The sequence below is a fragment of the Methylobacterium sp. J-026 genome, from assembly GCF_022829585.1.
In the GTDB taxonomy this organism is placed as follows: Bacteria; Pseudomonadota; Alphaproteobacteria; order Rhizobiales; family Beijerinckiaceae; genus Methylobacterium.
In genome coordinates, this window is sequence record NZ_JAKSYC010000306.1 from 1 (window position 1) to 11,511 (window position 11,511).

The following is an 11,511-nucleotide window of genomic DNA, read 5'->3' on the forward strand; positions in this document are numbered from 1 at the left end:
GGCCGACGAGGCCGATCACCACGGCGGGCATCGCCTCGACGATGAACAGCCACTGCCAGCCCGAGAGGCCGAGCCAGCCGTCAAACCCGAGCAGCGCCGCCGAGATGGGCGAGCCGACGATGCCGGCCACGGGGCTTGCGACCATGAACAGGCCGATGACCCGTGCCCGCTCCCGGGCCGGGAACCACTGCATGAGGTACAGGATCACGCCGGGCACGAACCCGGCTTCTGCCGCGCCCAGTAGAAAGCGCAGCACGCAAAACGAGACCGGGCCCGACGTCAGCGCCATCGCCCCGGAGACCAGCCCCCACGTAATCATGATCCGCGCGAGCCACAGCCGCGCCCCGACCCGGACCATCGCGAGATTGCTCGGCACCTCGAACAACAGGTATGCGATGAAGAACATACCGCCGCCGAAGCCGAAGGCGCTCGCCGTCAGCCCGACCTCCCGGTTCATCTGCAGGGCGGCAAAGCCTGCGTTGACCCGGTCGATGTAGTTGGCGAGATAGCTCAGCGCCAGAAATGGCAGCAACCGCAGGCTGATCCTACGCAGAGCTTCACGGCCGATTGGGTCAGCCGTCGTCGACGGGTTGCTCACGGTTTCCTCCCAGTCTTTGGGCCGGCCAGCGTCTCGACGCGCTGGTCGCGGCGGCTTTAGAAAGGCGATGGCCCGAACGCGCCGGAGAGCGAAAGCCGCATCTGCGGTGGTCCCGGGCCGGAGGCGACGCCATGCGCATACGAGATGTCACGGTCACTCTGTTCGTCTGGGACGATATCCCGCCGACGCGCTACTCCGGGCGCACGGCGCGTGCGGTGGGCAGCAGCCAGCTCGGGCTCGTCACGATCCACACCGATGAGGGCGTCGAGGGGCATGCCTTCCTCGGCTCAGCTTACGGACCGGCCGATCTCGACGCACCGCTTCTCGTGCGAGTGCTCAAGCCGGTGCTCATGGGGCGCGATCCCCTCGATCGCGAGCGCCTGAACCAGGAGCTGTGGGCGCGCGTGCGCGCCGCCTCCGTCCGGACGATCGGAGCGCTCGACGTCGCCCTGTGGGACCTCGCCGGCAAGGTCGCCGGACTGCCGATCCACCGGCTCATTGGCACCTATCGCGACCGGATACCCGCCTACGCCAGCTCGCAGATCCTCGACTCGGCCGCCGCCTACGTCGAGCAGGCGCACGCGTACCGCGAGGCCGGCTGGAGCGCCTACAAGATCCACCCGCCCCAGGTCTGGCGCGACGACATCACGATCTGCGAGGCGGTGCGGGCCGGGATGGGTGACGGGTTCACGCTGATGCTCGACGCCTGCTGGGGGTATACCTACGAGCAGGCGCTGCGGGTCGGCCGCGCGATCGAGGCGGCGGGCTACTACTGGTACGAGGATCCGCTCGCGGATTCCGACCTCTACGGTTACGTCAAGCTCAAGGCCAAGCTCGATGTGCCAATCATGGCGACCGAATATCCGCAGGCCGGCTTCGAGTCCTACGCGCCCTGGATCTTGCAGCGCGCCACCGATTTCCTGCGCGGCGACGTGGCGGTGAAGGGCGGCATCACCACGCTCGTCAAGGCGGCCCATCTCGCGGAAGCCTTCGGGATGAACTTCGAGGTCCACCACGGCGGCAACTCGCTCAACAACGTCGCCAACCTCCACGTCATCATGGCGATCCGCAACACCGAGTTCTTCGAGGTGCTGCTGCCGGATGCGGCGCAGAAGTACGGGCTTGCCGCGGACATCGCGGTCGATCCCGCCGGCATGGTGCACGCGCCTACGGCGGCCGGGCTCGGCGCGGAGATCGACCGCGATCTCATCCGGGCTAAAACCACGGCCAACCTGACGTGAGGGCTCGTCCATCCCGGTCATGATGCCGCGTGCGCCTGTGGCCGGTGGCATACGGCCGGGTTTTCGATGAGCCCAGCGGCGTCCGCGAGCCCGACGATGTAGCGGCCTGCCTCGCGGATATCCTGTCGTATCGCCGTGGCCGCCGCGTCAGCATCGCCGGCGCGCAGGGCCGACAGCGCGGCGGTATGCAGATCGCTGCCCTTCTCCAGCAGCACGTAGTCCGGGATGACGTATGTCAGGACCGGACCGCACCTCAGCCAGATGTTCTCGATCAACCCTTCCAGGATCGGCATGCGCGCGAGCGCGTAGAGCTCGAAGTGGAAGCGCCGGTGCAGATCAAGGTACACATTGAGGTTCTGGGCCCGGATCAGAGCCTTCATCTCGGCGAGCAGTTCGTCGAGGACGCCCAGGTCGCCCGATGCGCAGCGCTCGGCCGCGCGGGCCGCGGCTCGACCCTCAAGGTCACAGCGGATCGTCAGCAATTCGTCGAAGCGCACCACGTCCATCCGCGGAACCACGGCGCCCCCGCCCTGGCCGGAACTGCCGCGCTCGAGCACGTGCTCCGCGATCAGTCGGTTGACCGCATCGCGGACCGGCGTGAGGCTGATGCCGAGTTCAGCCGCGACCTCGCGCAGGAGGATCCGCTCTCCCGGCCCGAACCGGCCGCCGAGCATGGCTATTCGCAGCTCCGCGTAGGCCTGATCCCAGAGGGGCAGTCGCTCGACCTGTCTCAACCCCGTTGCCCCCCTGCCCCTTGAACAACCCGCCCATCGCGGATCGGGACCGATCCGCGAGAACCGGTTCGACCCCGCTTGACATCCTAGCCGCCTTCGATCGTTATAACAAACAACGAAGACGGGAGAAACGCCATGCTGACCCGCCGTAGCCTCGTCGGAGGCCTTGCCCTGGGGGGGCTTGGCGCACGGATCGCACTGGCTCAGTCTGGCTTCCCGGCGCGGGAGATCACGTTCGTCGTACCCTGGAACGCGGGCGGCTCGAACGACATCCTGGCGCGTGGGCTGCAGCCGCTGCTCAAGGAGCGCGGCATCACGATCATCATCGAGAACCAGCCCGGCGCCACCGGCGCGATCGGGATGCGACGCGTGGCGACGGCGAACCCCGACGGCTACACGCTCGGCATGGGGACGAGCTCGACGCTGGCCTACATGGCCGAGGGCAAGACGCCCCTCAAAAGTGGTCAGTTCACGCACATCGCCCGGGTCTCGATCGACCCGCTGATGCTCCTCGTCCCCGGGTCGAGCCCTTACCAGACGCTCGACGATTTTCTCGCTCATATGAAGAAGAACCCGGGCAGCGTGTCGATCGGCACGCCGGGCAACTACAACCTCAATCACATCTTCGCCTCGATGACCGCCCGGGCGGCGGGCGTCAATTATATCAACGCTCCGTATACGGGCGGGGCAAAGGTCATCACCGACCTCGCCGGTGGGCAGATCCAGGCCGCGGTGCTCAAGCCCGCCGAGTCGCTCGGTCAGTTGCAGCAGGGCCTGGTGCGAGCCCTCGGCGTGTTCGCCAAGGAGCGCCTCCCGCAGTTCCCCGACGTTCCGACCTTCGAGGAGCGCGGCTACGACGTGTTCCCGTTCGGCCCGGTCGTGCAGATGGCCTACGTGGTCGCCCCTGCCAAGCTCCCGCCGGAGGTGCGCACCAAGCTGACAGACGGCTTCAGCGCCGCGATCGGGGACCAGCGCTTCACGGATTTCGCCGCGCGCAACGCCTTCCTGATCGCGCCGCTGACCGGCGATGCGCTGACCGCCGAGGTCGATCGGGTCGAGCAGTCGATCAGGATCGTGGCCGAGAAGGTCTTCAAATCCTGAGCCGCCGCGCTTCTCCGAGCGCTCGAACGATCTGAACAGAGACCGGGACGGATAGCGTGACCAAGATCAAGACCATCACCTGCCATGTCGTAACCACGCCGATCAAGCGGCCGTTCACCTCCTCCCGCGGCTGGCTGTACAAGACCCGCGGCACCTGCCTCGTGGAGATCGAGACGGCGGACGGTATCGTCGGCTGGGGCGAGTGCTACGGGCCGTCCGCGGTCGCCAAGGCGTTCATCGACACGCAGCTCGCGCCCCGCGTGATCGGTCAGGACCCGTTCGACGTCGAGGTCGTCTGGGAGGACCTCTACAACCGGATCAAGGATTACGGGCCGAAGGGCATGTCGATCGCCGCGATCAGCGGCATCGACATCGCGTTGTGGGACATCATCGGCAAGAGCGTCGGCAAGCCGGTGCACAAGCTCATCGGCGGCGCCTTCCGCACCAGCGTCGACGCCTACGCGACCGGCCTGTACTTCACCGACATGGACCGCCTCGTCGATGAGGCGGTCGAGGAGGCGCGCGGCTACGTCGAGGCCGGCTTCAAGGCCGTGAAGATGAAGATCGGCCTCGGCTCGATCGAGCGCGACATCGCCCGCGTGGCGGCGGTGCGCGAGGCGATCGGCCCGGACATCCGCCTCATGGTCGACGCCAACCACTCGCTCACGGTGCCGACCGCCATCCGCATGGGGCGGCGGCTCGAGGAACTCGGCATCGAGTGGTTCGAGGAGCCGATCTCGCCGGAGGATCTCGACGGCTACATCGAGGTCACCCGCGCCCTCGACATCGCGGTGGCCGGCGGCGAGAACGAATTCACCCGCTGGGGCTTCCGCGACGCCATCGCGCGCAAGGCGATGGACATCGTCCAGCCGGACGTGTGCGCGGCCGGCGGCATCACCGAGTGCAAGAAGATCGCCGCGATGGCGACCGCCCACGGCGTCGAGTGCGTTCCCCACGCCTGGGGTTCGGTGGTCGGCCTGGCCGCGACCATCCACTTCCTCGCCTCGATCCCCGATCAGCCCCCCTGCCTGTTCCCGGTCGCGCCGATGCTCGAGTTCGAGCAGGAGGAGAACCCCTTCCGGGATCACCTCGCCCTCGAGCCGATCCGTCAGGTCGGCGGCAAGGTCGCGGTCCCCACCGCGCCGGGCCTCGGCGTCGAGGTCGACCGCGCCGTGATCGACCGCTACCGCGCCGCCTGAGGCACGCCGCGATGCGTTTCGTCACCTTCACGAGCGGCGGTGCGGAGCGGGCGGGTATCCTGCTGGGCGACGCCAGCGGGCCGGACGACACGGTCGTCGATCTCGCCCACCCCGCCCTGCAGCCGGCGCTTGCCGGCTGCCCGCCGCAGGTCCTCGACCTGATCCGCTCTGGCCTCGTGGACGCCGCCGTGCGCCTGCGCGATCACGCCATTCCCGAAGCGGCGCGCCTCCCGCTGCGGTCGGTGCGCCTGCGCGCGCCGCTGCCCAAGCCCGGCCGGATCTTCGGGATCGCCCACAACTACGTGGACGCGCTGGCCGAGCGCGGCGCGCCCCATCCGACCGAGCCGTTCCTCTTCATGAAGGAGCCGTGGACGGTGATCGGGCCGGGCGAGCCTGTGGTGCTGCCGCCGGGTATCGGCGGCAGCACCTACGAGGCCGAGATCGCCGCGGTGATCGGCAGTCGCGCCGACCACGTCGCCGCGCAGGACGCGCCGGCCCATGTCTGCGCCTACGGCGTGTTCAACGACGTCAGCGCCAGCGAATTGATCCGCCGCGAGGGCTTCGGCCCGGGCAAGAACATCGCGACCTTCGGCCCGTTCGGTCCTTATCTCGCGACCAGCGACGAGGTCACCGATCCGCAGGCGCTGCGGATCGGCCTGTCGATCGACGGGGTGAGCCTGCAGGACTCCACCACGGCCCGGATGCTGTTCTCTGTGGCCGACCTCGTCGCTCACCTGTCGGGGCAGACGGTGCTGGAGCCGGGCGACGTGATCGCCACCGGCACGCCGGCGGGGATCGCGGCCCTGCGCCAACCGCCGGCCTGGATCCGGCCCGGCTCGACGATGACCGCGTGGGTCGAGGGTCTGGGCAGCCTGATCAGCCCGGTCATCGCAGGGGAAGTCCGATGAGCGAGCGCCCCGTGGTCCTGCTGACCAACCCGATCCATCCGGAGGCGGAGGCGATGCTGGCGGCCCACGCCCGTCCTGTCACCGCGCCCGACCCAAGCCCCGCGACCCTGCGGGCGCTCGTCGCTGACGCCGAAGGGCTCATCGTGCGGGTCAAGCTGCCCAACGACATCCTTGATCACGCCCCACGGCTGCGCGGCATCGTCCGTCACGGCGTCGGCCTCGACATGATCCCCGTCGCGGCGGCGACCGTGCGCGGCATCCCGGTCGCCAACCTGCCCGGCAGCAACACGCAGGCCGTGGCCGAGTACGTGTTCGCGGCGCTGTTCCACCTGCGCCGCCAGGTCTGGTGCCTCGACGGCGGCCTGCGCGCAGAGGGATGGGGCGCCGTGCGGCCGATCGCCGACGGCCTCGCTGAGATCGGTGGCAGCACCCTCGGAGTGCTCGGCCTCGGCGAGATCGGCGGCCGCGTCGCGCGGATCGCCCATCACGGCTTCGGCATGCGCGTGCTCGGGGCCTCCCGCAGAGGCGCGACGCTCGGCGGCTTCGTCCAGGCGGTCGACCTGGAGACGCTGTTCGCGCAGAGCGACGCGGTGGTGGTCGCCTGCCCGCTCACCGAGGCGACCTGCGGCCTCGTCGATGCGGCGCTGATCGGCCGGATGCGGTCGGGCGCCGTGCTCATCAACGTCGCCCGCGGCCCGGTGGTCGACGCGGCCGCGCTCGCCACCGCCCTGCACGCGGGCGCGCTCGCCGGTGCGGCGCTGGACGTGTTCGACGTGCAGCCGCTGCCCCCCGACCACCTGCTCCTGGCCTGTCCGAACCTGCTGCTCACCCCGCACGTGGCCGGCATCACGCAGACCAGTTCACGCGCGATGAGCGTCGGCGCCGTCGAGGAGATGCTGCGCATCCTGCGCGGCGAGCGACCGCGCAACCTCGTGAACCCCGAAATCCTGCCCGAGACCCTGTCCGTCTGAGAGAACCCATGCGCATCACCCGCATCCAGTCCGTCCCGATATCATTCCGGGTCCCCGAAGGTCAGAACGTCCGGCTCGGCATCGGCCGCGCAGTCAAGCGCGACGCCGTGCTCGTGAAGGTCGAGACCGACGAAGGCCTCGTCGGTTGGGGCGAGGCCCATCACGGGCGCTGCCCGGGCGCCATCGCCAAGCTCATCGACACGACCCTGTCCGAACTCGTCCTCGGCATGGATCCCCTCGACGTCAACGGCGTCTGGGCACGGGTCTACCGGATGCAACTCGCCAGCCACGGCATGGGCGCGGCCGCCGCGATGGCGTTGTCGGGCCTCGACATCGCCCTGTGGGACATCCGCGGCAAGGCGGCCGGATGGCCGATCTACCGGCTGCTCGGGGGTGGCCGCCGCGCGGTTCCGGCCTATGCCGGCGGCATCTCCCTCGGATGGCAGGAGCCGGCCTCCCTGGCCGATGAGGCGCGCGCCCACGTCTCCGCCGGCTACCGGGCGTTGAAGCTGCGCGTCGGCGACAGCCCCCGGCGCGACATCGCCCGGGTCGAGGCGGTGCGCGAGGCTTTGAGCGCCGATGTCGAGGTCCTGGTCGACGCCAACACCGGCTACACGGTCGACGACGTCCGCCGGGTGATGCCGGCGTTCGAGGCGGCGGGGGTCGCGTGGCTGGAGGAGCCGTTCCCACCCCACGACGCCTACAGCTACGGCGAGGCGGCGCGGCTCGGCACCGTCCCGCTCGCGGCCGGCGAGAACCACTTCACCCGCTACGAGTTCGTGCAGGCGCTGCAGGCCGGTTATCTCGGTTTCGTCCAGCCCGACCTGTCGAAGACCGGCGGCATCACCGAGACGATGCGGATCGCCGCGCTGGCCTCCGCGTGGAAGATCTCGGTCAATCCGCACACCTCGGCCACCGGCATCAACATGGTGGCGACGCTCCACCTCCTCGCGGCCGTCGACAACCCCGGCTACTTCGAGGGGGACGTGGCCCGGCACAACCCCTTCCGCGACGACGTGGTCGGTCTGCCCTATCGGCTCGACGCCGAGGGCAGAGTGTGCCCGCCGGACAGCCCGGGCCTCGGCGTCGAGGTCGACGAGCGCTTCCTCGCCGCCAATCCGCTGATCGACGGCCCCTGCTACGTCTGATCGTCCCTGAGGGACCGAGCGGCCCCGTTACGCCCGGGGCCGTCGCACGAGTCAAAAACAGAAAAGCCAAAACGACCGGAGGGACGCGTGCTTCACTCGATCCAGCGGCACAGGGAGCGCTACGCCGGCGTCCTGACCGCGCTGATCGGCCTCGGCGCCATCGTGGAATCAGCGACGTACGGCCTCGGCACGCTGGCGGCGATCGGGCCGGGTGCCTTCCCGCTGGCCATGGGCGTCATCCTCGTGGCCTGCGGCCTCGGGATCGGGCTGTCGGAGGCGACGACCGCCGACACGCACGACCACGACCGCGTCGACCTCAGCCGACCCGAATGGCGCGGCTGGGCCTGCATCATCGGCGGGATGCTCGCCTTCCTCCTGCTCGCCCGGACCGCCGGCCTGTTCCCGGCGACGTTCGCCTGCGTCTTCATCGCGGCGATGGGCGACCGCACCACGACGGTGCGCGGCGCCTGCCTCCTCGCGACCCTGATCGCGGCGCTCGGCTGCGCCCTGTTCTACTACGGCCTGCACATCCAGCTGCCGCCGCTCGCCTGGGGACAGTCATGATCGGCACGGCGCTCACCGACCTCGCCCAGGGCTTCGGGGTCGCCCTCCAGCCGACCAATTTCCTGGCCTGCTTCGTCGGGGTCCTGCTCGGCAACATCGTCGGCGTGCTGCCCGGGATGGGCGTGATGGCGGCGATCTCGATCCTGCTGCCGCTCACCTTCGCCATGCCGCCGGTGGCCGCGATCCTGATGCTGTCGGGCATCTTCTACGGGGCGCAGTACGGGGGCGCGATCTGCTCGATCCTGCTCAACCTGCCCTGCCATCCGCCGCACGCGGTGACCTGTCTCGACGGCTATCCCCTGACCAAGCAGGGCAAGGGCGGCACGGCGCTGGGAATCACGATGCTGGGCGGCTTCTGCGGCGCCTCGTTCGGCATCGTGATGATGATCTTCTTCGCGCCCCTCCTCGTGCGGGCGGCGCTGAAGTTCGGGCCCGCCGACGTGTGCTCGCTGATGTTGCTCGGGCTGCTCGCCGGCTCGACGCTGGCCCGCGGCTCGGCGCTGAAGGGCATCGCCATGACGACGCTCGGCCTCCTGCTCGGCATCTTCGGCACCGACGTCACGTCGGGCTACGAGCGTTTCACCTTTGGCCTGCCCGAGCTCGCCGACGGGATCGAGATCGTCGCCCTCGCGCTCGGCCTGTTCGGGATCGCGGAGTTCCTCAAGAGCGTGAACAAGGTCGAGCCGCTGCGCGGAGGCGCGAGCGTGCGCCTGCGCGACATGCGGCCGAGCGGAGCGGACCTGAAGCGCTCCGCCCTGCCGATCCTGCGCGGCACGCTGATCGGCAGCCTGTGCTCGCTCATCCCGGGCACCGGCCCGACCATCGCCTCGTTCGTCGCCTACGCGGCCGAGAAGAAGATTTCGCGTACTCCTGAGCGCTTCGGGCGGGGCGCGATCGAGGGCGTGGCAGCGCCCGAGACCGCGACGCACTCCTCGGTCCAGGGCGACTTCATCCCGACTATGAGCCTCGGCATCCCGGGCGACGCGGTGATGGCGCTGCTGCTCGCCGCCCTGACCATCCAGGGCATCACGCCGGGGCCGCTCCTGATCTCGCAGCACCCGGACATCTTCTGGGGGCTGATCGCGAGCTTCTGGGTCGGAAATATTCTCCTGATGGGGCTCAACGTCCCCCTGATCGGCATCTGGGTGAAGCTGCTGACGATCCCCTACCGCTACCTCTATCCGAGCGCGCTGTTCTTTGTGTGCATCGGTGTCTACTCGACCAGCAGCAGCCTGTTCCAAGTTGGCGAGACGCTGGTGATCGGGATCTTCGGTTATCTCCTGCTGATCCTCGGCTTCCACCCGGCCCCGATCCTCCTCGGCTTCGTGCTCGGTCCGCGCTTCGAGGAGAACTTCAGGCGCGCCATGCTGCTGTCGCAGGGCGACCTGACGGTGTTCGTCGAGCGCCCGATCAGCGCCGCCTTCCTCGCCGTCTGCGCCATCCTGATCCTCGGACAGCTCTTTCTGCGCTGGCGACGCCGGGGAGCGTTGGTGCCCGATGGCCCCGTCGTGATGGAAGGCTGAGCCTTATAAAGTTGACTGGGGGAGCGGTATCGCCCTGAACCTCGACATGGTCCGCGTATGTTCGCACGCGCTTCGCGCGCCGCATCGGCCGATTGCGGGCCGCGCGTGATGCGGGCGCAATGGGTGGGTTACAGGTGGCTGCCCGAGGTCGTGAACGATCGGAGAGCTCGGCCCGCGCACACCAGCCCATCCCGGTGGGTGCCATTCGTTCGCGGCAAGGCCTGGTTTGATCCGGCCGTCTTCGGCTCGCTTTGCTTCAAAAACAGATCGGCCGCTCAAGATGAGGATGGTCCCAGCGGGGGCAAGCGGCTTTGCCGGCTTGTCTCAGCGTCCGCTTCGGGGCGAATGCGCTCGTCGGCTGAATGACCGGGATGGGCGCCAAGCAGCCGGTCGGAGCTGATGAATTTCAGTCTAGCCACTTTTGGGCCAGACTGGCAGTAGACCGGACGTCGGTGTCGTCTCCGATTGCCGTGTGGCGGTCCCCTGTCGTCTCAGCCACGCTCCAATCGATCGAAGCCGAATCACGCCTGCGGAGGCTCACCGTAGCCGTGTCGCGTCGATGACCAGGAAATACTGACACGCGTCCGTCCCGAGATTGGTGAAAGCGTGTCCGGCATCGGCCTCGAAATACAGGCTATCGCCCTCCTCGACGACCACCGCGCGGTCGCCGATCGTGGCGCGCAGGCGCCCCTTCAGTACGAAGATGTACTCTGACACGCCGCGGCGGTGGGCGACGAACTCTCCTGTGGTGGCACCCGGCGGAAGCGTGTTGAGGACCCAGTCGATCCCGCGCCCGGGCAGCACCGGAGAGAGGCATCGGCGCAGGAAGCCCGAAGCCTCGTCGCGCAGCACCGGCTGGCGGGAGGCTGGGATCAGCAGCACCTCCAGTTCTGTGGCTGGAGCCATCAGTCGGGAAAAGGTCACGCCCAGTGCTTCGGCGAGGCGCGAGAGGACCGCCGTCGACGGGACGGCCTCGCCGCGCTCGATCTTCGAGATCATCGAGCGGCTGACCCCCGACAGTGCAGCCAAGGCCTCGAGGGAGAGGTCGCGCTCCCGCCGTCTGCGTCGAATTTCCTCGGCGAGCACCTGGATCTGAGAGCGGGCCTCGGCCTCGATCTGAACCCGCCGTACCTCTGTCGTGACCGTCATTCGCGTTTCGTCCTGGCCCTCCGGCTGACGCGTCATCCTTGAGCGCCTGGGGCTGAAGGCGGGGTGATTAGCACAGGTCGCGTAGCGGCGCCCGTGCGACCGGCACCCCGGTTGGCACGCCACTTGTATCGGGCAGAGTGGAAATTCATCTTGAAAAGTGGATGCCCGCGAATGCTCGACGCCGCACTGCCGTTGGATACGACACGGATCGCCGAGCCAGATGCGGTGGCGCTTGCGGACAGGCGCCAGATCGTCTGGTCGAGCGTCATCGGCACCACCGTCGAATGGTACGATTTCCTGATCTACGGCACGGCCAGCGCGCTCGTCTTCAACAAGCTGTTCTTTCCCAGCATCGACCCCGCGGTCGGCACGATC

At 68.8% G+C, this 11,511-nt stretch carries 11 protein-coding genes and 1 pseudogene; 9 read left to right on the forward strand and 3 right to left on the reverse strand.

Features of this window, described 5'->3' with window-relative positions:
* The coding region (locus MKK69_RS26065; protein WP_243972774.1) for an MFS transporter at nucleotides 1–598 on the reverse strand (598 nt) is incomplete at its 3' end.
* 131 nt (nucleotides 599–729) lie between these two features.
* On the opposite strand from MKK69_RS26065, the gene MKK69_RS26070 reads away from it, so the two are divergent.
* Nucleotides 730–1,839 carry an enolase C-terminal domain-like protein gene (locus MKK69_RS26070; RefSeq protein WP_243972775.1) on the forward strand — a complete coding sequence of 370 codons (1,110 nt, stop codon included), beginning with the start codon at nucleotides 730–732 and terminating at the stop codon, nucleotides 1,837–1,839.
* A gap of 17 nt (nucleotides 1,840–1,856) precedes the next feature.
* On the opposite strand, the gene MKK69_RS26075 is transcribed toward MKK69_RS26070, so the two are convergent.
* Complete coding sequence (locus MKK69_RS26075; RefSeq protein ID WP_279598630.1) at nucleotides 1,857–2,573, reverse strand: GntR family transcriptional regulator; 717 nt, start codon at nucleotides 2,571–2,573, stop codon at nucleotides 1,857–1,859.
* 135 nt (nucleotides 2,574–2,708) lie between these two features.
* Between MKK69_RS26075 and MKK69_RS26080 the strand changes: the two genes are divergently transcribed.
* The 7 genes from MKK69_RS26080 (at nucleotide 2,709) to MKK69_RS26110 (ending at nucleotide 9,987) form a co-directional block, all read left to right on the forward strand.
* Nucleotides 2,709–3,674 carry a Bug family tripartite tricarboxylate transporter substrate binding protein gene (locus MKK69_RS26080; RefSeq protein ID WP_243972781.1) on the forward strand — a complete coding sequence of 322 codons (966 nt, stop codon included), beginning with the start codon at nucleotides 2,709–2,711 and terminating at the stop codon, nucleotides 3,672–3,674.
* Nucleotides 3,675–3,730: 56 nt separating this feature from the next.
* Nucleotides 3,731–4,873 (forward strand): mandelate racemase/muconate lactonizing enzyme family protein, encoded by a 1,143-nt coding sequence (locus MKK69_RS26085; RefSeq protein ID WP_243972782.1) that lies wholly within the window; start codon nucleotides 3,731–3,733, stop codon nucleotides 4,871–4,873.
* An 11-nt stretch (nucleotides 4,874–4,884) separates the two neighbouring features.
* Nucleotides 4,885–5,781, forward strand: coding sequence for a fumarylacetoacetate hydrolase family protein (locus MKK69_RS26090; RefSeq protein WP_243972783.1), 897 nt, complete (start codon nucleotides 4,885–4,887; stop codon nucleotides 5,779–5,781).
* The gene (locus MKK69_RS26095) at nucleotides 5,778–6,752 is read left to right on the forward strand and encodes an NAD(P)-dependent oxidoreductase (protein WP_243972784.1); all 975 of its coding nucleotides are present in this window, start codon (nucleotides 5,778–5,780) and stop codon (nucleotides 6,750–6,752) included. The genes MKK69_RS26090 and MKK69_RS26095 overlap by 4 nt, the downstream gene beginning before the upstream one ends.
* Nucleotides 6,753–6,760: 8 nt before the next feature.
* Entirely contained in the window at nucleotides 6,761–7,900 is a 1,140-nt protein-coding gene (locus tag MKK69_RS26100) for a mandelate racemase/muconate lactonizing enzyme family protein (RefSeq protein WP_243972785.1), read from the forward strand.
* Between the two features lie 87 nt (nucleotides 7,901–7,987).
* Nucleotides 7,988–8,464 (forward strand): tripartite tricarboxylate transporter TctB family protein, encoded by a 477-nt coding sequence (locus tag MKK69_RS26105; RefSeq protein WP_243972786.1) that lies wholly within the window; start codon nucleotides 7,988–7,990, stop codon nucleotides 8,462–8,464.
* Nucleotides 8,461–9,987: a tripartite tricarboxylate transporter permease gene (locus MKK69_RS26110; RefSeq protein ID WP_243972787.1), complete on the forward strand. Its 1,527-nt coding sequence runs from the start codon at nucleotides 8,461–8,463 to the stop codon at nucleotides 9,985–9,987. The genes MKK69_RS26105 and MKK69_RS26110 overlap by 4 nt, the downstream gene beginning before the upstream one ends.
* Before the next feature lie 537 nt (nucleotides 9,988–10,524).
* On the opposite strand, the gene MKK69_RS26115 is transcribed toward MKK69_RS26110, so the two are convergent.
* Entirely contained in the window at nucleotides 10,525–11,136 is a 612-nt protein-coding gene (locus tag MKK69_RS26115) for a helix-turn-helix domain-containing protein (protein ID WP_243972789.1), read from the reverse strand.
* A 171-nt stretch (nucleotides 11,137–11,307) separates the two neighbouring features.
* On the opposite strand from MKK69_RS26115, the pseudogene MKK69_RS26120 reads away from it, so the two are divergent.
* Nucleotides 11,308–11,511, forward strand: a pseudogene (locus MKK69_RS26120) (MFS transporter); the annotation flags it as partial.